General features: G+C 49.4%; 21 protein-coding genes and 1 tRNA gene. 12 read left to right on the forward strand and 10 right to left on the reverse strand.

Annotated elements, in window-relative coordinates:
- Nucleotides 1–66 precede the first annotated feature (66 nt).
- From AC2T0J_RS04955 to orn, 3 genes are all read right to left on the reverse strand, one after another.
- Nucleotides 67–2,568 (reverse strand): TonB-dependent receptor, encoded by a 2,502-nt coding sequence (locus AC2T0J_RS04955; protein WP_489809054.1) that lies wholly within the window; start codon nucleotides 2,566–2,568, stop codon nucleotides 67–69.
- Between the two features lie 540 nt (nucleotides 2,569–3,108).
- A tRNA-Gly gene (locus tag AC2T0J_RS04960) sits at nucleotides 3,109–3,184 on the reverse strand.
- Nucleotides 3,185–3,283: 99 nt separating this feature from the next.
- A complete protein-coding gene (orn, locus tag AC2T0J_RS04965; protein WP_489809055.1) occupies nucleotides 3,284–3,829 on the reverse strand; it encodes an oligoribonuclease in 546 nt (181 codons plus the stop codon).
- A gap of 88 nt (nucleotides 3,830–3,917) precedes the next feature.
- On the opposite strand from orn, the gene rsgA reads away from it, so the two are divergent.
- The 4 genes from rsgA (at nucleotide 3,918) to AC2T0J_RS04985 (ending at nucleotide 7,514) form a co-directional block, all read left to right on the forward strand.
- Nucleotides 3,918–4,964, forward strand: coding sequence for a small ribosomal subunit biogenesis GTPase RsgA (gene rsgA, locus AC2T0J_RS04970; RefSeq protein WP_489809056.1), 1,047 nt, complete (start codon nucleotides 3,918–3,920; stop codon nucleotides 4,962–4,964).
- A 104-nt stretch (nucleotides 4,965–5,068) separates the two neighbouring features.
- Nucleotides 5,069–5,935: an archaetidylserine decarboxylase gene (gene asd, locus AC2T0J_RS04975; RefSeq protein WP_489809057.1), complete on the forward strand. Its 867-nt coding sequence runs from the start codon at nucleotides 5,069–5,071 to the stop codon at nucleotides 5,933–5,935.
- Complete coding sequence (locus AC2T0J_RS04980; RefSeq protein WP_489809058.1) at nucleotides 5,935–6,810, forward strand: DMT family transporter; 876 nt, start codon at nucleotides 5,935–5,937, stop codon at nucleotides 6,808–6,810. The genes asd and AC2T0J_RS04980 overlap by 1 nt, the downstream gene beginning before the upstream one ends.
- A gap of 5 nt (nucleotides 6,811–6,815) precedes the next feature.
- Nucleotides 6,816–7,514: a glycerophosphodiester phosphodiesterase gene (locus tag AC2T0J_RS04985; RefSeq protein WP_489809059.1), complete on the forward strand. Its 699-nt coding sequence runs from the start codon at nucleotides 6,816–6,818 to the stop codon at nucleotides 7,512–7,514.
- 2 nt (nucleotides 7,515–7,516) lie between these two features.
- On the opposite strand, the gene AC2T0J_RS04990 is transcribed toward AC2T0J_RS04985, so the two are convergent.
- The 4 genes from AC2T0J_RS04990 to gpmI form a co-directional block, all read right to left on the reverse strand.
- A complete protein-coding gene (locus AC2T0J_RS04990; protein ID WP_489809060.1) occupies nucleotides 7,517–7,933 on the reverse strand; it encodes a MerC domain-containing protein in 417 nt (138 codons plus the stop codon).
- A 142-nt stretch (nucleotides 7,934–8,075) separates the two neighbouring features.
- Complete coding sequence (locus AC2T0J_RS04995) at nucleotides 8,076–8,894, reverse strand: divergent polysaccharide deacetylase family protein (protein WP_489809061.1); 819 nt, start codon at nucleotides 8,892–8,894, stop codon at nucleotides 8,076–8,078.
- A gap of 125 nt (nucleotides 8,895–9,019) precedes the next feature.
- On the reverse strand, nucleotides 9,020–10,177 hold the full coding sequence (locus tag AC2T0J_RS05000; RefSeq protein ID WP_489809062.1) for a murein hydrolase activator EnvC family protein: 1,158 nt from the start codon (nucleotides 10,175–10,177) through the stop codon (nucleotides 9,020–9,022).
- A gap of 8 nt (nucleotides 10,178–10,185) precedes the next feature.
- A complete protein-coding gene (gene gpmI / locus AC2T0J_RS05005) occupies nucleotides 10,186–11,721 on the reverse strand; it encodes a 2,3-bisphosphoglycerate-independent phosphoglycerate mutase (protein ID WP_489809063.1) in 1,536 nt (511 codons plus the stop codon).
- A 346-nt stretch (nucleotides 11,722–12,067) separates the two neighbouring features.
- Between gpmI and AC2T0J_RS05010 the strand changes: the two genes are divergently transcribed.
- The 4 genes from AC2T0J_RS05010 to gpsA are packed head-to-tail and all read left to right on the forward strand — an operon-like array spanning nucleotide 12,068 to nucleotide 14,326.
- Nucleotides 12,068–12,493, forward strand: a complete 426-nt coding sequence (locus AC2T0J_RS05010) for a rhodanese-like domain-containing protein (protein WP_489809064.1) — start codon at nucleotides 12,068–12,070, stop codon at nucleotides 12,491–12,493.
- 20 nt (nucleotides 12,494–12,513) lie between these two features.
- The gene (grxC, locus tag AC2T0J_RS05015; protein ID WP_489809065.1) at nucleotides 12,514–12,771 is read left to right on the forward strand and encodes a glutaredoxin 3; all 258 of its coding nucleotides are present in this window, start codon (nucleotides 12,514–12,516) and stop codon (nucleotides 12,769–12,771) included.
- A 39-nt stretch (nucleotides 12,772–12,810) separates the two neighbouring features.
- Nucleotides 12,811–13,317: a protein-export chaperone SecB gene (gene secB / locus AC2T0J_RS05020; protein WP_105936198.1), complete on the forward strand. Its 507-nt coding sequence runs from the start codon at nucleotides 12,811–12,813 to the stop codon at nucleotides 13,315–13,317.
- 7 nt (nucleotides 13,318–13,324) lie between these two features.
- A complete protein-coding gene (gene gpsA / locus AC2T0J_RS05025; RefSeq protein WP_489809066.1) occupies nucleotides 13,325–14,326 on the forward strand; it encodes an NAD(P)H-dependent glycerol-3-phosphate dehydrogenase in 1,002 nt (333 codons plus the stop codon).
- 81 nt (nucleotides 14,327–14,407) lie between these two features.
- Here gpsA and trmL read toward each other — a convergent pair whose 3' ends face one another.
- From trmL to AC2T0J_RS05040, 3 genes are all read right to left on the reverse strand, one after another.
- Nucleotides 14,408–14,872 carry a tRNA (uridine(34)/cytosine(34)/5-carboxymethylaminomethyluridine(34)-2'-O)-methyltransferase TrmL gene (gene trmL / locus AC2T0J_RS05030; RefSeq protein ID WP_489809067.1) on the reverse strand — a complete coding sequence of 155 codons (465 nt, stop codon included), beginning with the start codon at nucleotides 14,870–14,872 and terminating at the stop codon, nucleotides 14,408–14,410.
- 61 nt (nucleotides 14,873–14,933) lie between these two features.
- On the reverse strand, nucleotides 14,934–15,908 hold the full coding sequence (locus tag AC2T0J_RS05035; protein WP_489809068.1) for an alpha/beta fold hydrolase: 975 nt from the start codon (nucleotides 15,906–15,908) through the stop codon (nucleotides 14,934–14,936).
- A 434-nt stretch (nucleotides 15,909–16,342) separates the two neighbouring features.
- A complete protein-coding gene (locus AC2T0J_RS05040) occupies nucleotides 16,343–16,759 on the reverse strand; it encodes a methylglyoxal synthase (RefSeq protein ID WP_489809069.1) in 417 nt (138 codons plus the stop codon).
- 487 nt (nucleotides 16,760–17,246) lie between these two features.
- On the opposite strand from AC2T0J_RS05040, the gene argC reads away from it, so the two are divergent.
- From argC to AC2T0J_RS05060, 4 genes are read left to right on the forward strand one after another with little or no spacing between them, the layout of a single operon-like run.
- Entirely contained in the window at nucleotides 17,247–18,266 is a 1,020-nt protein-coding gene (argC, locus tag AC2T0J_RS05045) for an N-acetyl-gamma-glutamyl-phosphate reductase (protein WP_489809070.1), read from the forward strand.
- Nucleotides 18,259–19,050, forward strand: a complete 792-nt coding sequence (gene argB / locus AC2T0J_RS05050; protein WP_489809071.1) for an acetylglutamate kinase — start codon at nucleotides 18,259–18,261, stop codon at nucleotides 19,048–19,050. The genes argC and argB overlap by 8 nt, the downstream gene beginning before the upstream one ends.
- Nucleotide 19,051: 1 nt before the next feature.
- Nucleotides 19,052–19,963, forward strand: coding sequence for an ornithine carbamoyltransferase (locus AC2T0J_RS05055; protein WP_489809072.1), 912 nt, complete (start codon nucleotides 19,052–19,054; stop codon nucleotides 19,961–19,963).
- A gap of 14 nt (nucleotides 19,964–19,977) precedes the next feature.
- Entirely contained in the window at nucleotides 19,978–21,186 is a 1,209-nt protein-coding gene (locus AC2T0J_RS05060) for an argininosuccinate synthase (protein ID WP_489809073.1), read from the forward strand.

Here is a 21,186-nt window from a genome sequence, read left to right on the forward strand (position 1 = left end):
CACCTTGCGGTGCCTTTTGAGTAGTGATTTGCCAGGCTTGCTAGTGCAGCTCCCGGTTATGCAGTTTTACATTTCAAACTGATAACTGAAGGTTACACCAACCGTGCGCGGGCGCAGCAGGTAGTGGCCGTAACCGCGTTGTAAATCGGTGCGGTTAATCTCTACATCACCGATTCCCTGATACCCCTGGTGGGCACGAGTCGATACAAAGGCGTATTTGTCGAACAGGTTATCAACATAGAAAGTGACACTCCAGTCCAAATCAGAGATTTTGGCGGTCAGGTTGCTTACTGCATAACCGGCCAGGCTCTCACCACTGCGACGTTTACCAACGGTAGTAATAATATCGCTTTGCGCGGTAATACCGTAGTTGATATCGAGCATCTTGTCGCCAAACACTTCCTGAGTATAGGTCAGGCCAAGTGAGAACTGTTGTTCAGGAGAGCCAGGCAGGCGATCGCCGTCTTTACCGTCAAACAGCTGATCCAGATTAGTGGGGGTACCATCTTCATTAAGCTCGTCGTACACGTTAAACAGGAATGGCGCATCCGCCGTCAGCTCTGCTTTGGTGTAAGAGTAAGTTGCATACATGGTCAGTTCATCACTGAGCACAGCACGGGTAAACAATTCAACACCGCGTGAGTTTGCGCCTTCAGCATTGGTCGTGATGGGCTGCTGACCATTAACCGTGGCACCACCCACCTGCGCATCTTCCCAATCAACGTTAAACACCGCCGCATTGAAGTGCAGCTTGTTTTTAAAGAAAGTAGTTTTCACACCCAATTCATAGTTAGTAGTGGTGTCGGCAGTGTAAACCTGCTCATCGGGCAGCGCACAGACAATCTGGTTTTCAATATCGTCGATGTCAGGAGGACACGCAGCCACACCGTTAGCACCACCGATGCGGAAACCTTCACTCACTGTAGCGTAAGCTAATACATCATCAGTCACCTGATAGCTGGCATTGAACTTAAACAGCGTGCCTGAATCATCGGCGCTTTCTTCACCAAAGTCGAGCTCTATACCAGTAGAGTCTCTGTAAATTTGTTGGTCCAAGTCTTCATCGTAGTAGCCAAATACGCTGTAATATAGTGGCAGGTCAACCGCCGAACGCGAATTGACTTCGTACTCATAGGCACGTAAACCAGCGGTAACGGTTAGCTTATCAGTAACTTCGTAGCTAACTTCACCAAATAGTGCTTTTTCGGTGATGTCAGTATCGTCAACTGAATAGTATTCTAATGAGTCAGGGCGAGGATTGCCGCCTACTCCCCAAACGTCTAGTGCATATTGGTCGAAGCCAGGCGTAAATTCCTTACTATCACCAAAGCTTTCCGTGTCATAGTAAAACCCACCTATAATCCAGGATAACGGGCCACTTGGCTCAGACACTAAGCGTACTTCCTGGGTAAAGCGGTCAATATCGCCCACTTCTTCAGTGAATGCACTGAAGGCTGGGAACTCTTCATAGGAATAGGCCAGACGAATCAGCAGGTCGGTCTGGTCACGATTACCCATGTCTTCTGAGGTAGACCATCCCGTTGCCGAAACCAGTTCTGCAAAGCCTAAGTCGGCTTTCAGTTCCAGACTTAGTAGGTCGTCTTCCTGCTCACGGGGTTCTTCATAACGGTAACCGGATTCGTATGGTCCCAGCACATCGTTTAAACCGTTAGCCGGATCCAGGGCACCGTACTGAGTAATAGAGCGACCTTCTACTTCACGCTTCTGATAGAAGTAAGAAATGCTTCCGTCGAACCAGTCATTCGGTGTCCAGCGCAGCGCAACACGGCCGGTCAGAGTCTTTTCGCCGTTAGCATCTTTCACCCGTTTGAGGTTTTCTGCCACGGCCGTTGGATCTGTCCAGTCAGGATCGGGCAGAGAAACACCACTTTCTCGAACCACATAGTTGTAATCCAGGTAGCCAGGATCGTTGAAATAGTTAACCGCAGCGCGAATGGCCAGCGTGTCATCAATTAATGGCGTGTTAAATACGAAGCTGGCTTCACCGCCCATGGAATCGCTTTTTGCAACGCTGAAGACATCGCCTTTGACACGGCCAGTGGTCAGATCCATCGCTACTTCATTGGGCAGATACCGAATTGCACCACCGAGCGTACCGGCGCCGTACAGGGTTCCCTGCGGACCAATCAGTACCTCAACCCGGTTTACATCGATTAAGCGCATGTTCAAAAACAACGGCACATCACCAAAGTAGGTGGCAACCGTACCACCGTCAGAAGACGGACCCGAAGAGTTAGTATTTAATCCGCGGACAATAATGGGCGAGTCAGTTCGCCCACCCTGGTTGGTAATAGTCAGACCCGGCACCCAACGGGCCAAATCTTCTAAATCTTCTAAATTCTGGTCTTCCATGATATCAGCGGTAATCGCTGAAATATTTAGCGGAACTTCCTGTAATGAACCGGTACGACGGGTGGCCGTTACTTCAATCTTTTCTATCTCTTTTGCACCATCCGGCTCCTGAGCCATAACAGTGGGTACCATACAGGCGGTCATAACTGCACTGGCAACGACAGAGTAGGCAAATCGATTACCTGGTTTATTCATGTGTGCTCCTCAACGACGATAAATCGACAACTGTTTTTTTATATCTGACCATTACAGCAGCATTTGTGCCTGTTTTTACTGACTTAGCCTAATTATTGAGTGGTTTTGTACAGATTATCCGCATAGTTATGCATAACTGTTCAAGAAAAATGCAATACAGTCCTCTCACCGCCAAATTGACGGCCCAATTAAGTGCAAAAAATAGCTTCTCTGGTGCAAAATCGGCTGAAATTCATCATTTTAGGGCGTCATTAGAAAGGTCGCACATAAAACATGCATAGCTATGTGAATAAATATCTAGAACGACACAGTTTGATATAACCTCCCTGCTGGCTCTTACCTTACAGCACAGCGAAGGCCGGTAGGGAAATGCTGGAAGTAACAAACTTGTTTTGTTCAGACGTTGTATATTGACTGAAAACGTTTCTGGAAGGGAAATTGGAGCGGGAAACGAGATTCAACTGGCAACCACGTTGTCGCTGGGCCCTTGGGGTCGCTGTACATTACTTTAAGAATTTAACACTTCTCTGGATGAGAAATTGGAGCGGGAAACGAGATTCGAACTCGCGACCCCAACCTTGGCAAGGTTGTGCTCTACCAACTGAGCTATTCCCGCTTAAGAGTGGCACTTCGTTTGAAGTGGTGCGCATTTTACAAAATTATTTTGTCAGTGCAACACCTATTTTCATTTTTTTGCGTTTTTTTGTCTGAATGCTTAAATACTAAACACTTTCTCGCGATAGAACTGCATTTCAGCGATAGACTCACGAATATCATCCAGTGCCTGGTGAGTACCCTGCTTGATAAATCCGTCGAGCGTCTCCGGCTTCCAGCGACGAACCAGTTCTTTAATGGTACTCACATCCACATTGCGATAATGGAAATACGCTTCCAGCTCTGGCATGTATTTCACCATAAACCGGCGATCCTGACCAATAGAGTTACCACACAGCGGCGATTTGCCTGCCTCGACGTATTGGGTTAAAAAGGCAATGGTTTGCGTAGCCGCGGCATCTTCATCAAACTGACTGTCGCGACAACGTTGAGTCAGTCCACTCTCGCCATGCACCCGGGTACACCACTCATCCATGCCATCGAGAATTTCATCGCTCTGGTGTACGGCAATCACCGGTCCTTCAGCAATTACGTTTAGCTGGGGGTCCGTCACAATAGTGGCAATTTCCAGTACTTTACAGGTTTCAGGGTCCAGACCGGTCATTTCCATATCGATCCACACCAGGTTGTCATTGTTTTTTGCCATTAACCTTGCCTATTTTCTATCAAGAGGTGACACATAAAGTGCACAAAAGGTATCATGCACAGCCTAAAACGCAAACTTCGAGATCGGCGTGGCCAAGAAACCCAAATTATCCCATAAACAAAAGCGACAGGTCGCGGCAAACCGCCAGAAACGCCTGTCTCGCAAACAGCAATCATCACCTGATTTATCCGCATTGCTGGCTGGCCGGGTAATTGGTCGTTTTGGTAAACAAGCCGACGTTCAGGACACCGAAGGCAACGTTGTTCGTTGTCATATTCGTCGTACCATCGAATCGGTGGTATGCGGCGATGAGGTGCTGTTCGCCCGTTCTGAAGTCCCCGACGAAAATATAGGTGGGGTTATTGAAATTGTACAGGATCGGCGCACCGTCCTGACCCGCCCGGATTTTTATGATGGGGTAAAACCCATTGCGGCCAATATCGATCAAATCATTGTGGTGTCGTCGGTAAAACCGGACTTGTCGCTGAATATTATCGACCGCTACCTGGTGGCCTGTGAAGACACCGACATAAAGCCCTTGCTGGTGCTTAACAAAGTAGAGCTGTTAAGTGACGAAGAGCGCGAAACCGTTAAAGCCTCGCTGGCCATTTATCAGGAGCTTGGTTACGAGTTATTACTCACCAGTTGTAAAAGTGGCGAAGGCATTGCCGAGCTACATGAACGCTTACGCGATAAAACCAGCGTGTTTGTTGGTCAGTCCGGAGTTGGCAAATCGAGTATTATCAATCAGGTACTGCCCGATGCCGATGAACTGGTCGGAGAGATTTCCGAAAATTCAGGTTTAGGCACACACACCACCACTGCTGCTAAGCTACTGCCTATTCCTTCTGGTGGTGAGCTAATCGATTCCCCCGGGGTGCGTGAATTTGCCCTGTGGCACCTACCTGAAGAGCGTATTACCTGGGGCTTTATTGAATTCAGGGACTATCTGGGTGGCTGTAAGTTTAGGGACTGTAAGCACCTCAACGATCCGGGCTGTATCATTCGTCAGGCCGTCGAAGCGGGCAAAATTAACCAGCAACGCTATGATAATTACCACCGGATTATCGCCGCTATGGCCGAGCAGCGCCCGGCATATGCGAACCGTCTTATATCAAACCCTGATGAACCATAACCTTATGTTGGTATGTTTCCCTGCAAAATCGGCTACAATAGGCACCATTAGGCACAAATAGCCCTCAGGCTGAGCCAGACAACATGTAACTAGGAGCATTTACTTTGCTGAATTGGTTTAAAGTCAACTTGCAGTACGTACTGCCTAAACACCTTATATCCCGGTTAGTGGGTAAACTGGCCGCCGCCGAGGCAGGCGCCCTGACCACCTGGCTAATCAAGCTGTTTATTAAACAGTTTAAGGTCAACATGGACGAGGCAATGTACTCTCAGCCAGAGGACTACCGTACCTTTAATGCTTTTTTTACCCGCCCTTTAAAGCCCGGTGTACGCCCTATTGAGGAAAATGAAGACGTACTGTGTCATTCTGTCGACGGCACCGTCAGTCAGTTTGGTGATATAGTCGGCGAAGACCTTATCCAGGCAAAAGGCCACAAATTTACTTTATCGGCCCTATTAGGCGGTAACCCGGATCTGGCCGAGCCATTTAAAGGCGGTAAGTTTGCCACTATTTATCTCTCTCCTAAAGATTACCATCGTATCCATATGCCCATAGAAGGTAAACTTACCGATATGGTGTATGTCCCTGGTGAACTCTTCTCTGTTAACCCTTTAACGGCGGAAAACGTGCCGGGGTTATTCGCTCGTAACGAGCGGGTAGTGACTATTTATGATACCCCGGTGGGCAAAATGGCCATTGTCCTGGTAGGTGCTACCATTGTTGCCAGTATTGATACGGTGTGGGCCGGTGCGGTAACGCCGCCAACAGGCAAGCATGTGACACACTGGCGTTACGAGGGCGACGAAGGCGTATCCCTGAAGAAAGGCGAAGAGCTCGGTCAGTTTAAACTGGGTTCAACGATTGTGGTATGTTTTGAGCCGGATAAGGTCAACTTTGCCGATCTGGCCCTTGACCAGGTTACTCGGTTAGGCCAGCCCTTTGCGACCAAATTCACCCCCACCGCTGATTAATGGATCCCGTTAAAAAGAGCCTCATCACCCTTCATCTCGCGGTAGTGCTTTTAGGGGGTACCGGGCTCTTTTCAAATATCATCCCGCTAAACGCCATCGACATTACGTTGGGGCGTAGTTTGTTTGCCTGCCTGGCACTGTGCTTATTTGTCAGAGCTGGCAGAGAGCACTTGCGCCTGGAACGACGCCTTGATTACTTTATTGCCATCGGCCTCGGCATACTGATGGCCGCCCACTGGGCTACCTATTTTGCTTCCATGCAGTACGCTGGCGTCTCGGTGGGCATGATCGCGATGTTTACTTTTCCGGTCATTACCGTACTGCTTGAACCGCTGTTCGAGAAAACCCGACTGGCCTGGCAAGACATGCTCAGCGCAATGGTAGTCGTCCTCGGCATAGTGTTAATTGTGCCTGAGGTATCACTGGATAATGATGTGACGCTCGGGGTAGGACTGGGTATCATTTCTGCTGTCCTTTATGCGGTGCGTAACCTTTCCTTACGAAAGTACTTTTCCCATTATAGCGGTGCTCGTTCCATGGCCTGGCAAACGCTGATAATTGTTTTATGTCTGCTACCGTTCAGTGAGTTACCACACACCCGACAGGATACCAACGTATGGCTGTTATTACTGGCACTGGGTACGGCATTTACCGCGCTGCCTCATGCACTAGTGGCGAATAGCCTTGCTCATCTGCGAGCCAAAACCTTCTCGTTAATCGCCTGTATGCAACCCTTTTACGGTGTGATTTTTGCCATTATTCTGCTTCATGAGTCTCCGGGGTGGCAAACACTGTTAGGCGGAATTTTAGTGACCTCAGCGTCAATTTATGAAACAGTAAACACCCATAAATCAGCATCTGCCACCAATAAGTAATCGTTATGTGGATCCTAGGTCATCGCGGCGCCAGCGTAGCAGCACCTGAAAATACCCTGGCTGCGTTTTCACTGGCAATGACGCAGCAAGCAACGGGTATTGAGCTCGACGTTTATCAGGTTGAAGACGAAATTGTTATTATTCACGACCGCTGGTTAAACCGCACCACCAACGGCAAGGGGATGGTTACCAGCCATCCGCTCTCATACTTACGTAGCCTCAATGCCGGTAATGGTGAAGTTATCCCCTATCTGGCAGAAGTCTTCGACATCCTGCCAGCAGACGCCGTGCTGAATGTGGAAATTAAACATCTGACTAATGTGCATAGCTGGCTGGAGAAAGTTCATCAGGGCCTTGCTCAAAGCGGATTTCCTGCTGAAAACCTGATTATATCTTCGTTTAATCATCGCTGGATCCGCCAGATTAAAGCCGCCTGGCCGCAGGTACACATTGGCGCACTCACTGCTACCTATCCCGAGAATGGTTTGGGTTTTGCTCACGATTTGGATGCTTTTTCGTTACATATGGCGCTGGACGTGGTGGATGAATTTTATGTAAAAGAAGCCCGGCAAGCGGGTTTAAAAGTATTGGTGTATACCGTGGATTACCCTGAAGATATGCTGATGCTAAAAGCCTGGGGAGTCGATGGTATTTTTACCAACGTGCCGGATATAGCCCGTCAGGTACTCAGCCCCCTGGATTAAGCTTAGCGGTGATTACTGGCCAGATGTTGGGAAACAACTTTGCCTTTGCAGCAACGACACTTACGGCACAAGCGCAGATTCAGCCAGTGACCAAGTATAATCAGACCAGCACCAAAGGCGATAGTAAAAGGCTCACCAGCCTCACCAAATATGTCTTTAAACCAGTAAATCCCCCCGCCACTTAGCAATAACAATAGCGGATAATATTTACCATGGTATCGCACAGCACCGCTGATAAGCGCGACGCTACCGATAAGAATAGACAAGCTTAAAATAGTCCGTTCAAACCAGGTTTGACCAAACATGCTGGAAGCCAGCAATGGCAGCAGCGGGATCGCCAGACAATGCAAAGCGCACAGACTCGAGATCCAGATCCCAAGCCGGTCTAAAAATGTTGGATTGTCGATGGGTGATTGCATAACTACCTTACCTTCAGCTGATGTTATAATATAACATTTTTGAGATTTTTCAAGATCCCATCACCGATCTTCATGCAAATAATGGCAAATTACGACGAATGACATCGTCGTACTATCTTAAAACCGTTCGAAGAGAGATTGGTTAGTCAGGCGCGGCAACACTTACCTGACTATTATTGGCAAACTTGCGTTGCGGCACATCAGGCACATCAAAAAAGTCATGCATCGATTTCAGGGCATATTGCTGTGCGGGCAGATTAGCCAGTTTTTCCAGCAAAAACTCAATGGTGCCAGGGTGAGGGTGAGCAATAATAATCACCTTACGATGTTTTTTGGTCAGCGCTATCGCGCGTTGCCATTGTTCAGTCATAAACACTTCAGTTTGTTCGTGATCCAGAAACACGTGCCGTCTGGCATTGGGTACCTGTTTTTCGGTGGCCACCTGTTGTGCGACGGTAAAGCGAGTGGTGCGACTATCTACAAAAAACAATCCACTATGCTTAATAATAGTCATCAATGTCTGCATCGCCCGACCAGAGGCGGTCAGCACACTGCCCATATGATTATTAACACCGATGGCATAAGGGACCGACGTCAGCGCTGACTCAAAGGTTGCGATAATTTCATCAGCATACATCGAAGACGTAATGGCACCGGGCCCGAGAGGCTTATCGGATTGCGCTTCCATTGGTAAATGCAGCATTACATCGCGTGCTTCAGCGTGCGCACGCTCGGCAAATGCCTGCCCTTGTGGGGTATGCGGCAAAATTGAGAAAGTCACTGATTCAGGCAGTGCAAATGCCCGCTCGTCGGTACCACGATAGCCCATATCATCAATGATAATATAGAGCTCTGCAGGTGGTTGGGGTGAATGATGCGCAGTTGATCGACTGGCAGCCGTCGCGGTCAGGCTAACCAGAAGCCCCCACACAATAACGCAATAAATACCGAGTTGTTTCAAAAGCGCACTAAAACCTGATTATTTGTAGTTGTTATAGCCGCTAGCATACCAGCCGGGATCCGAATTACCAATATCAACCGCCTTACCAGTCTGGCTTACGCCATACGAATTCTGCTCATCAGACGTTAAATATCCAGCCACTGCAAAGGGTTAAGTGCCTTACCCTTATGACGGATTTCAAAATACAAATTAGGTGAGGACTGTCCGCCACTCTGACCCAGCAATGCAACGGTCTCGCCTCTGACAACAGCATCGCCGGCTGAACGAAGCAGTGCCTGATTGTGCCCGTAAACCGACATATAACCATCACCGTGTTCGATAATAGTCACCAGACCAAAGCCTCTCAGCCAGTCAGCATATATTACCCGGCCATGAGCAATGGCTTTTACCGCACTGCCCTCGCGACCGTCTATCATGATACCTTTCCAGCGTACCTGGCCCTGACGACGCTTACCAAATAAACGCCGCAAAGTACCACTGGCAGGTTGTAGCAATTTACCCTTTTCGCCGGATAAACCGGTTAACTCCTGCGGCACCTGGCTGGCTCGCTGAGCACGCTCGATGGCCTCAACTAAAGCCTGTTCTGCTTCTCTCAACTGCGCAATACGGCTCTCTTCACTGGCAATTTTGCTACGTATTTTCAGCAACGTTTTCTGGCGGTCCTGTTGCCGGGCAACCAGTTCATTTTGCTGGCTCTCCTGATCGCTCAACAACGCGGTTAATTCCTGAGCCTTTACCTGCAACTGCGCATTAACCTGTTCCAGCTCAGTAACGCTCGCCTTGAACTGAGTGATTTCTTTTTGTCGGGCTTCATTAAGATATTTGTAATAAGTCAGCACACGTTCGAAGCGCGCTGCATCCTCCTGGTAAAACACCATTTTGGCATAGTCGTAATTACCAGAGATGAAAGCAGTTCTTAGCTGGCCACCAAGCAGCTCCTGTTGCTGAGCAATAGCTTGCTGCAGTTCATTGCGACGGCTTTTGAGACCTTCCTGCTGCTTACGGTTTTCGGTCAACGCGGTTTTCGTGTTGTTGAGCCGCCCGGCTACCGCGCCGATGTTTTTTTCCGATTCTTCAAGGACTGATTGTAGTTTCTCGGCATCGGCTTTACTGTTCTGCAATGCCTGTTGACGGGCTTTTAATTCTTTCTGTAGTTCCGCCAGCTCCTGCTCGGCATCATCACTTTGGGCAAACACAAAGCCAGCAGGTGATAGCCCATACAACAATGCCACCAGCACAAGGCTGGTGGCACAGTTCTTCAGCAACACTTCAATGGGCTGCATATCTCTGTTTAAGACTTTAGCGTCATAATGGTCTTGCCGGTCATTTCCTCTGGTTGCTCCACGCCCATAAGATACAGCATGGTAGGTGCCACATCGCTGAGTGTGCCGCCCTTTCGGGGCTCAGCATCACGACCAAAGTAAATAAACGGTACGGGCTCGCTGGTGTGGGCAGTGTGCGCCTGACCAGACTCGTTATCCATCATTTGTTCAGCGTTACCGTGGTCAGCCGTGATCAGACACTCGCCGCCGGTTTTTTTCAACGCTTCTATCACGCGGCCAATCGATTTATCGACTGCTTCGCAGGCCTTCACCGCCGCGTCGAAGTCGCCGGTATGACCAACCATATCGCCATTCGGATAATTACAGATGATCACATCAAACTTGCCAGACTCAATCGCCCCAACCAGTTCATCGGTGAGTTTCTCAGAGTTCATTTCTGGCTGCAGATCGTAGGTGGCCACATCGGGTGATGGAATAAGAATACGCTCTTCGCCTTTGAATTCTTTCTCTACACCGCCAGAGAAGAAAAAGGTCACGTGGGCGTACTTTTCCGTCTCTGAAATACGCAGTTGGGTTTTATCCTGCTTCTCTAACCATTCGCCTAAAACATTTACCAGTTTTTCTGATGGGAAGGCAACTGGTGCATCGAAGTCAGCGGAGTACTGAGTTAGCATTACAAAGGCCGACAATTCAGGTTTTACCGCCAGCTCGAAGCCATCAAAGCTTTTATCAACAAACACCTGGGTTAACTGACGCGCGCGGTCGGCACGGAAGTTCATAAAGACAATCGTATCGCCATCTTCCACACTGACACTGTCACCAATAACGGTTGGCGGTACAAACTCATCGTTTTTGCCTGCCTCATATGAGGCTTTTAACCCCGCTAACGCTGAATCTGCCGTCGCTTCGCCTTTGCCCTGAGTAATCAGGTCGTAAGCTTTCTGCACCCGATCCCAGCGTTTGTCGCGGTCCATGGCAAAGTAGCGGCCGATAATAGTCGCTGTTTTACCACAGCCAATTTCAGCAAACACCTCCTCGGCTTTTTCCAGCGACGCTTCAGCACTTTGCGGCGGCGTATCACGGCCATCCAGAAAAGCGTGTAAATAGACTTTTTTCGCACCACGGTGGGCGGCCATTTTCAGCGCAGCAAAAATGTGATCTTCATGACTGTGAACACCACCTGGTGAGAGTAGACCCATAATGTGCACGGCTTTATCTTTACTTACCGCATCATCGATAGCTTTAACCAGCGTCGGGTTGTGTTCAAACTCACCGTCGGCAATGGATTTTGTGACCTTGGTAAAGTCCTGATACACCACACGGCCGGCACCCAGGTTTACATGCCCTACCTCAGAGTTACCCATTTGTCCTTCGGGTAAACCCACATCAAGACCGGAACCGCTGATTAACGTGTTTGGGTACGCTTTAGTTAAAGCATCCAGATTTGGCGTGTTCGCGGCCAGGATGGCATTTTGATCTGCATCCTCACGATATCCCCAGCCATCGAGTACGATTAGTGCCAGTGTCTTCTTGGATTGCGTCATGGGTTCTCCTGTAAAAATGTCGTTGCCCTTATCAGGCGATGCTGTTCGGGTTAATTATCCGCTTGCCCGGCTTATTATTAGGTACCGATATTGTCAGGCTTTGGATTGTTCCGTAGGGCGAGGCATACATTTATATTACCAAACCCGAGGGGGGATTGAAGAGCAGATGTTGAAAAATACCTCAATCAGTTTAATTGATAATGTGAATTAACCAACCGAAGTACAGTAATTTAGCGCTCTTAGCGTTGTATTAACTGGGCTTCCTCCGCGCAAAGCTGGTTTCTGTTGTTTTTTTCTATATACTTTGCACTCTTTTTTTAACAAACCGATGCATTGGGAACACGTAATGGATCAACTCATCGAATTTGCCAGCAATAATATTATACTGGCGGGTATCTGGCTGGCGCTGGTTATTATGCTGATTTACAGCTATGTCAGCGGTCTGATTTCCTCTGTCAAAGAAGTCAGTGTGCACGAAATGACATTGCTGATTAACCGTGAAGATGCAGTGGTTCTTGACACCCGCGCTGCCAACGACTTTAAGGCAGGTCATATCACCGGTGCCCGACAGATCAAGCCGGAAGAGGTTCGCGAAAAGAACTTCAGCAAGCTTGAAAAATACAAAGACACGCCCATTATTGTTGTTTGTGCCATGGGTAACAGCGCACGTGGTGTAGCCGCTGCGATGACGAAAGACGGTTTCAGTAAAGTGAATGTTCTGAAAGGCGGCATGAATGCCTGGTCTCAGGCTGGCTTACCCGTAGCGAAATAATCAACCAAAAGGCTGCTATTGTGAGTAAAGTTGAGATCTACACCAAAGCTTATTGCCCCTTTTGCACCCGGGCAAAGGCCCTGCTCCAGCAAAAAGGTGTTGAATACACTGAGTACGCCATCGACGCCGAGCCTGCCTTGCGCGATGTCATGATTGAGCGCGCAAACGGCGGTTACACAGTGCCGCAAATATTCATTAACGACCAGCACATTGGTGGTTGTGATGAAATGTTTGCGCTGGAAAGACAGCAAGAACTCGATCCACTGCTGGCCAGCTAATTATTCTTATAAAATTTAAAATTACATTTAGGTAAAAACATGTCTGAAGAAAACCAAAGCAATCAAGAAAACGCCGCTGCCGGCCAGGGTCAAGCGCCACAATTCAACATCCAGCGTATTTACACAAAAGACATTTCTTTTGAGTCCCCCAACGCACCAGGTATCTTCACCAAAGAGTGGAAGCCAGAAATCAAACTGGATATTGATACCTCCACTGACAAACTGGATGGCAACCTGTTCGAAGTAGTTCTGTCTGTTACAGTAACAGCGACCATGGGTGAAGAGACTGCATTCCTGTGTGAAGTAGAACAAGCCGGTATATTCATGATTGGTGACATGCCAGAGCAAAACAAAGCGCACATGCTGGGTTCTTTCTGCCCGAACACTTTGTTCCCTTATGCTCGTGAAACCATTTCAAACCTGGTTAATCGCGGTACTTTCCCGCCATTAAACCTGGCACCGGTAAACTTCGACGCGATCTTTGCTGCTTATATGCAAAAACGCGCTCAGGAAGCCCAGGCATCTCAGCAACAACTGGACGCCTAAGACGCTCATGAATGATGCGTCGGTTACCGTTCTGGGAGCAGGGTCTTATGGCACAGCTCTGGCTATTTGCTTAGCTCGTAATAATACGCCCACCATACTCTGGGGCAGAGACTCAGAGCAATTGTCAGCCATGGCAGACAAGCGCCAGAACGAACGGTACCTGCCTGGCGCACCGTTTCCCAATGCGCTCTCGGTTGAGAGCGATTTAGCCACTGCTGTTGCGCAAAGTCGCGATATCCTGGTTGTGGTGCCAAGCCATGCCTTTAAAGGCATGCTGGAACAATTAGCGCCATTACTGCACGACTCCCAGCGTATTGTGTGGGCCACCAAGGGACTTGAGCCCGGCAGCGGTCGTCTGTTAAAAGAAGTCGCACTGGAAGTACTGGGTGATAACTATCCCCTGGCGGTGCTATCCGGACCGACCTTCGCAAAAGAAATGGCCGCGGGACTGCCTACGGCTATCTCTCTGTCTTCCACTGACGATGAGTTTATTGACGCAATGGCCGCCAAGCTGCATTGCGCCCGTTCATTCCGGGTTTACAAAAACCCTGACGTCACCGGTGTGCAACTTGGCGGTGCCGTTAAAAACGTAATCGCTATTGGTGCTGGCTTAGCTGATGGGCTGGGCTTTGGTGCGAATGCCCGAACCGCATTAATTACCCGTGGACTGGCTGAACTCACCCGTTTAGGGGTTCAGGCCGGCGCTCAACGTGAAACTTTTATGGGCATGGCCGGGTTAGGTGATCTTGTCCTTACCTGTACCGACAACCAGTCGCGCAACCGCCGGTTTGGCCTGGCATTGGGCAAGGGGAAGTCGGTTAAAAGCGCGATGAGCGAAATTGGACAGGTGGTCGAAGGCTACCGTAATACCGAAGAAGTCGTTATTCTGGCCCGCAAACTGGGTGTGGAAATGCCCATTTGCGAACAGATTTATGCTGTGCTCTATGAGGGTAAATCGCCCAAAGATGCTGCGTTAGCTTTGCTGGGTCGCGAACTGAAGAGTGAATAGCAGACACTTCTTTATTATGCATCTGCCCTTTTAACTCCCTGTGACTTTACCTCATTCTGTGTACGGTTAGCTGGCTACCCCCTAACGCGCACCATCGTAGCCAAATTGCCGCCAGGACTCATACACAAACACCGATACCGCATTCGACAGGTTCATGCTGCGACTGTCCGGCAGCATAGGAATTCGCACCCGTTGCCCGGGGGGTAACGATTCAATAATGTCACCGGGTAATCCGCGGGTTTCCGGCCCAAACAATAACGCGTCGCCTCTTTTGTATTGCACATCAGAGTGAAACGCTTTGCCTTTGGTGGTACAGGCAAATACCCGAACTGGCTGGCGCTCGGCCAGATAGGCTTCAAAACTTGCATAGCGTTTTACGTCGGCAAACTCGTGATAGTCCAAGCCCGCGCGGCGTACCCGTTTATCATCCCAGTCAAAACCCAGTGGCTCAATAAGGTGTAACGCATAACCGGTATTCGCGCACAAACGGATAATATTGCCGGTATTGGGTGGAATTTCAGGTTGATATAACACGATGTCTAGCATGTTGGTTCACTCTTCGCCAAGTCAGGCGGCATTATGAGAGGTTTCGGTCAACCGGTCAAAATTAGCGGGTAAAGAAATCCAGTATGCGGGTCATAACCGGCTGGCGAATAGCATCACTTTCGATCAGGATCTCGTGACGCGCGCCAACAACGTTAATGTACCGGGCACTTTGCATTTCCGCCACAACCCTTGCCTGCCGCTTATTGTCGACCACTGTGTCTTCACTTGCACTGAATACCAGCAATGGAATAGCAATGGCGCTGGCATGGCGCTCTACCTGCCACATGGCGGCACTTGCTGCAGACAGCCATTGCGGCGTGACTCCCCCCAACTGGAGTTGCGGTTGTTCGCTGTATAGGTTTCTGAATAACCGGTAACGAATTTCGCTGCTGGTCAGGCGATTAACCGAAAAGTCATCTGCGTGGTAATCGCGCTGACCAAAAAAATAACCGGAATTACCGGGTACTATGTAGTTAAAGCAGCGGTTTATCCCTAATAAAATTCTGGCCAGCCAGTCCGGTAACGCCGGTCGAATCCCAAACATCGGCGAACAAAATACAGCGCGGCTGAACTGCGATGGTCGCTGCAGGATGGTTAGAGCACCAATAGCTGAGCCCATGGAATGGCAGAGCAGATTTAGCGGTCCTCGCTGGTGTGGCGTAACAATCTCATCGATAAAATGGCACATGTCATCCACATAGTGCTGAAAGTCGTCGATGTATCCCTGGTGGGGATTAACCATCATACGGCCAGACAGCCCCTGCCCCCGGTGATCCAGTGTGAAAACGGCAAAGCCATTACAAAACAGCTCATAGATGACTTCCTTATATTTGAGCAGGGATTCAATTCGTCCCGAACTAATAAGTACCGACTGCTTTGCCTGCTCGGGGATACAGTAAGCATAGTTTACCCTTACGTTTCCTTCACCACGGAAGCTCCCCTGTACAACGTGTGCTTGCCAGAATGGCGCAATGTTTTTCGATAACGTTTCATCTAATTTAGATTCGGTACACAGGTACCAGTTATGCTCTGTCATTGGTTTTACAGCGTTTCTTCTGGGTAGTAATCAGCTTGAATTAATCCCCCCCTGATGGCAACGTAAATTTCGACATGTCATGTTTTACCGTGAAGGAACGTTTCATCGACAAAGCCGAAAGCTGTCAGGATAGCCGATATCATACTGATGATATCAGTTGGGTAAATAACTAGGGGCTGCTGACCCTAGGCAGCTAGCAAGCCGCAATGGATGAACAGGAAGACAGGTTAATGCTGATGGCAGTGTAAAGGCGCCAGTGGTATTGGATGCCCACCTGCAAAAATCTTCGACCGGGGAGGCCCACAAGGCGCTTAAAAAGTGGCGCTATAGGCCGCTCATAAAGCAAGGTAAACCTCAGGAAGTTCCCGGCGTGATGGTGTTGACCGCGTTTAAACTTGGCAAGTAGCGCCTTACCAGTGGTAACCCGATAATCGTTACTTGCCGTAATCCGGCACAAACCGCTGATGCGTCGCGTCGCTGAACAATGGCGAAGTGACCACCAGATCGGCGGTAGCCGGAGTGCAGGCTACCGGCACATTCCAAACCGAGCAAAGTCTTAGCAACGCTTTCACATCCGGGTCATGCGGCGCCGGATTCAGTGGGTCCCAGAAGAAAAACAGGGCATCGAGCTGACCTTCAGCGATCAACGCACCTATTTGCTGGTCGCCTCCGAGTGGACCACTTTTATAGCGATGAACTTCCAGACCAGTCTCGTCACTGATCAATTTTCCAGTAGTACCTGTTGCTACCAGCTTAAAGGGCGCTAACAGAGGCTGGTGGTATTTAACCCAATCAAGTAACTCGGCTTTTTTATGGTCGTGGGCGACCAGAGCAACAGTGCGGACTGTCATGCTAATTCCTGTTTTTATTTGTATGATTTTTGGCGAACTATGGCAAATCCTGCTACATCCGGCAAGAAATTCAACATAAATTGTTGAAAAGTTGCATTTCCACCCATTTACTTTAAATATTTATACAAAATTATTGCATAAATATTCCAAAATTGTATTATTGGCACCTATTAAGATTCTGCAGATTGTTTTTGCCTGACTAAACTAACAGTGTAGCGGAAGAAAATGACAGGAACACGACATGAACATTAACACCAACCGACATCATCTTGCGGTTGCTTCGACACAGTTTAGCTCTCCCCTGGCTGGCTACACTATGCAGTGCCCATGGCGACGATGGGGACCATCATCGCCGAAGAAGTAATGCACTAGTATGCGTAGCGCACTTTTTACCTTTGTGGTTTTATCGGCCTGCTCACAAGCACCAACACAAAGGTAAAAAGTGTTTTTTTAATTTTGTAACCCATCAATTTCAAACGATCAGATTATGTTTAACGTAGCAGTGATAGGCGCCAGCGGCTATACCGGGGCGCAGTTAGTGAGTTTAATCAGCGGACATTCACACATGACTTTGCAGCATGTGTTAGTGTCTGAGAACAGTCAGGATGCCGGTAAGACGATTGCCCAGTTGCACGGTAACCTCGCGCACCTGACCCAACACGTACTCGAGCCTTTAGCGCCCCATCGCCTTGCCGAACTGGCAGGATCAATGGATGCAATATTCCTGGCCACGCCCCATGAAGCCAGTCACGACTGGATGGCTGAGTTATCTGCCGGCAAGGCAAAAGTATTTGATCTGTCAGGCGCATTCCGTCTCAAAGACACTGAAGTGTTTGCCAAACACTATGGTTTTGCCCACACCTCGCAGGATTGTCTGGCGCAGGCCGTATATGGTCTTGCTGAATATAATGCCGATGCCATTAAGCAAGCCAGCATTGTTGCCGTTCCTGGTTGTTACCCCACCGCGTCACTACTGGCATTAAAACCATTACACAATGCTGGCCTGCTGGACGACAGCGTGCGCCCAATCATCAATGCAGTTTCCGGGGTCAGTGGTGCCGGACGTAAAGCCAACCTGGGCACCAGTTTTTACGAAGTGAGCCTGCAAGCATACGGCGTGCTCGGTCATCGTCATACGCCCGAAATAGATCTCTACCTGGGTAGGCCGGTAATCTTCACGCCACACCTGGGTAATTTCAAACGTGGGATCCTTGCTACAGTTACCGTTAAGTTGAAAAGTGGTACCAGCCAATCGACACTGGATAATCTGTATAGCGAAGTGTATGGTGAGCAGCCTGTTGTGCGTTTGCGCGAGAGTTTCCCTAAAATTGATGATGTTGCGCATACGCCGTATTGCGATCTGCACTGGAAAGTCGACGAGCAATCAGGCTACGCCATCATTACCAGTGCCATCGATAACGTTATGAAAGGGGCCGCTTCTCAAGCCATGCAATGTGCCAATTTAGCGTTGGGTTTACCGGCGACCGAGGGATTAATCAATGGCTGACGCTAAATCGCCGGTGGTCATAAAAGTGGGTGGCGCTCTGCTGGAAAATCCTCAGATTGCAAGCCAGTTGTTATCTGAGATCAAAACATTGCAAAGTCAGCGTCCGGTAATATTAGTCCATGGCGGCGGCCCGCTGGTAGAAACCTTGCTGGCAGCCATGCAGCTTACCAGCACCAAGATTGACGGATTACGGGTAACGCCAGACGAACAAATGCCGTTCGTTTGTGGTGCACTGGCCGGTAGTGCCAATAAAAGTTTGTGCGGTCTGGCGATTGGTGCAGGGATCACACCGGTGGGATTATCTTTACTGGACGGTGGCATTACCGATTGCAACGTACTCAATGAAAAGTATGGTGCCGTGGGTGTGCCGGTTGCCGGTAATCCAGCGCTGCTTAGCGAGTTGCTCAGTGCCGGTTTTCTACCGGTGATTAGTTCTATTGGCAGTAACGCCGAAGGGCGCTTGCTCAATGTCAATGCCGACCAGGCAGCTACTGTGATTGCCGAGCTAACCGGCGGCGATTTGTTGCTGTTGTCAAACGTCGACGGCGTGCTCGATGCAGACAAACAACTTATACATGAACTCGACCAGTCACGCCTCGATGAGGAAGTGGCCAAGGGCGTGATCAAAGACGGCATGTCGGTTAAAGTGGCAGCAGCAATGCAGGCGGCCACCGAGCTGGCTAAGCCGGTAACGATTGCTAACTGGTCAGCGCCGCTGACAGCAATATTGGATAATCAAACCGGAACCCGCGTAATTCCGGCCTCCCAGACATCTGGAGTATAAAATGAAGCAGGATTTATTGACGTTTGCTAACTGGACACCAGAGCAAATGCAGGAGCTATTGTCACTAGCGGTTCAAATTAAACAGGCGCCACAGGCTTATTCCCAGGCCCTCGCTGGCAAGTCTGTCGTTGCTCTGTTTGAAAAACCGTCGCTACGTACGCGCGTCAGCTTTGATATAGGTATTAACCGTTTAGGCGGTCACATGGTTTACCTAGACAGCCAGTCTAATAAACTTGCCGGTCGTGAAGACTCGGTAGATGTTGCCGCCAATCTGGCCTGTTGGGCCGACGCCATTGTGGCTCGCGTTTTCTCACACAAAACGCTGGAGACCTTTGCAGAAGCGGCTAATGTACCGGTAATCAACGCACTGTGCGATAAATATCATCCTTGTCAGGGTCTGGCCGATTACTTAACTCTGTTCGAGAAATTCGGCAGCTGTGAAGGTCTCACCATGGCCTATGTAGGTGATGGTAACAACGTTACTCATTCCCTGTTAATCGTCGGTGCACTGTTGGGTTGTCATCAGGTGGTTGTGACCCCTGAAGGCCATGAAGCCAGCCCGGAGATTGTTACTCAGGCCAAAGCTATCGCCGCCAAAACCGGCGTGAAAATCACGGAGTCAAGTGACGTGGCCGCTGCCAAAGGCGCTAACGTGATTTACACCGACACCTGGTTATCGATGGGAGATGATACGCCCCTTGAGACCATCAAAGACAAATTTATGCCGTATCAGGTTAACGAAGCATTGATGGAACTGACCGGTGCAACCCATGTGTTGCACTGTCAGCCCGCTCACCGCGACCTGGAAATTACCGGCAGCCTGATGGACAGCGATGCGTCGTTGTTAATGCAGCAGGCTGAAAACCGGATGCACGGCCAGAACGCAATTTTAACCCATTTACTTGGAGCCTAGTCAGGACACTCATTATGCGCAAAATCAATAAAGTTGTGCTTGCCTATTCAGGCGGTTTAGATACTTCAGCCATCATTCCATGGCTTAAAGAAAACTACGACTGTGAAGTAGTCGCCTTTGCGGCCGATGTTGGTCAGGGCGACGAAGAATTAGAAGGCTTAAAAGAGAAAGCCATCGCCACGGGTGCCAGCGAATGCTACATCGTTGACTTAAAAGAAGAGTTCGTTAAAGAATATATATTCCCGACTATTACCACCGGTGCGGTTTATGAGGGTGAATACCTGTTAGGTACGTCTATGGCGCGCCCGGTTATCGCCAAAGCGCAGGTAGAGATTGCCCGTAAAGTGGGTGCCGATGCACTGTGCCACGGCTGTACCGGTAAGGGTAACGACCAGGTACGTTTCGAAGGGGCTTTCAATGCGTTAGCGCCGGATCTGGCAGTTATTGCTCCCTGGCGTGAGTGGGACATGGTTTCCCGTGAAGACCTGCTGGCCTACTTAGCCGAGCGCAATATCAAAACCACCGCTTCAGCAACCAAAATTTACAGCCGTGATGCCAACGCCTGGCACATATCTCACGAAGGCGGCGAACTGGAAGACCCATGGTGTGAGCCAAGTAAACAGGTATGGACCATGACCGTCGACCCGGAAGAAGCACCGGATCAGGCTGAGCGTATCAACCTGAAGTTTAATGAAGGCGCACTAACTCACGTTAACGGTAAAGAAGTTTCACCCTATGAAGGTCTGGTCGAGCTTAACAAATTGGCAGCAGCGCACGGTGTTGGGCGTATCGACATCGTGGAAAACCGTCTGGTAGGCATGAAGTCACGCGGCTGTTATGAAACACCCGGAGGCACGGTTCTGCTGAAAGCCTACAAAGCGCTCGAAACTATGGTATTGGACAAAGCGTCACTAAAATACCGTGAACAACTGGCACTGGAATTTTCACATGTCATGTACGACGGCCGTTGGTTTACGCCGCTGAGCGATGCGCTGATTGCTGGCGCGTCGTCTTTTGCCAAGTACGTAACCGGAGAAATTGTGGTTAAGCTTTATAAAGGTCAGGCCACCGTAACTCAGCGTCAGTCGCCTAACAGCCTGTACTCTGAAGACTTCGCGACCTTTGGTGCGGATGATGTTTACGACCAGAAGCACGCTGAAGGCTTTATCCGTCTGTTCAGCTTATCAAGCCGTATTGCGGCACTGAAAAAGCAGGGAGAGTAA

The organism is Alteromonas sp. ISO5 (assembly GCF_058105165.1).

Bases quoted from the DNA above. Each gene is read 5' to 3' on its own strand.
- AC2T0J_RS04955 (WP_489809054.1), bottom strand. From the start codon at position 2,568: ATGAATAAACCAGGTAATCGATTTGCCTACTCTGTCGTTGCCAGTGCA.
- orn (WP_489809055.1), bottom strand. From the start codon at position 3,829: ATGGCAAAAAACAATGACAACCTGGTGTGGATCGATATGGAAATGACC.
- AC2T0J_RS04980 (WP_489809058.1), top strand. From the start codon at position 5,935: ATGGATCCCGTTAAAAAGAGCCTCATCACCCTTCATCTCGCGGTAGTG.
- AC2T0J_RS04985 (WP_489809059.1), top strand. From the start codon at position 6,816: ATGTGGATCCTAGGTCATCGCGGCGCCAGCGTAGCAGCACCTGAAAAT.
- AC2T0J_RS04990 (WP_489809060.1), bottom strand. From the start codon at position 7,933: ATGCAATCACCCATCGACAATCCAACATTTTTAGACCGGCTTGGGATC.
- AC2T0J_RS05000 (WP_489809062.1), bottom strand. From the start codon at position 10,177: ATGCAGCCCATTGAAGTGTTGCTGAAGAACTGTGCCACCAGCCTTGTG.
- gpmI (WP_489809063.1), bottom strand. From the start codon at position 11,721: ATGACGCAATCCAAGAAGACACTGGCACTAATCGTACTCGATGGCTGG.
- AC2T0J_RS05010 (WP_489809064.1), top strand. From the start codon at position 12,068: ATGGATCAACTCATCGAATTTGCCAGCAATAATATTATACTGGCGGGT.
- secB (WP_105936198.1), top strand. From the start codon at position 12,811: ATGTCTGAAGAAAACCAAAGCAATCAAGAAAACGCCGCTGCCGGCCAG.
- gpsA (WP_489809066.1), top strand. From the start codon at position 13,325: ATGAATGATGCGTCGGTTACCGTTCTGGGAGCAGGGTCTTATGGCACA.
- trmL (WP_489809067.1), bottom strand. From the start codon at position 14,872: ATGCTAGACATCGTGTTATATCAACCTGAAATTCCACCCAATACCGGC.
- AC2T0J_RS05035 (WP_489809068.1), bottom strand. From the start codon at position 15,908: ATGACAGAGCATAACTGGTACCTGTGTACCGAATCTAAATTAGATGAA.
- AC2T0J_RS05040 (WP_489809069.1), bottom strand. From the start codon at position 16,759: ATGACAGTCCGCACTGTTGCTCTGGTCGCCCACGACCATAAAAAAGCC.
- argC (WP_489809070.1), top strand. From the start codon at position 17,247: ATGTTTAACGTAGCAGTGATAGGCGCCAGCGGCTATACCGGGGCGCAG.
- argB (WP_489809071.1), top strand. From the start codon at position 18,259: ATGGCTGACGCTAAATCGCCGGTGGTCATAAAAGTGGGTGGCGCTCTG.
- AC2T0J_RS05055 (WP_489809072.1), top strand. From the start codon at position 19,052: ATGAAGCAGGATTTATTGACGTTTGCTAACTGGACACCAGAGCAAATG.
- AC2T0J_RS05060 (WP_489809073.1), top strand. From the start codon at position 19,978: ATGCGCAAAATCAATAAAGTTGTGCTTGCCTATTCAGGCGGTTTAGAT.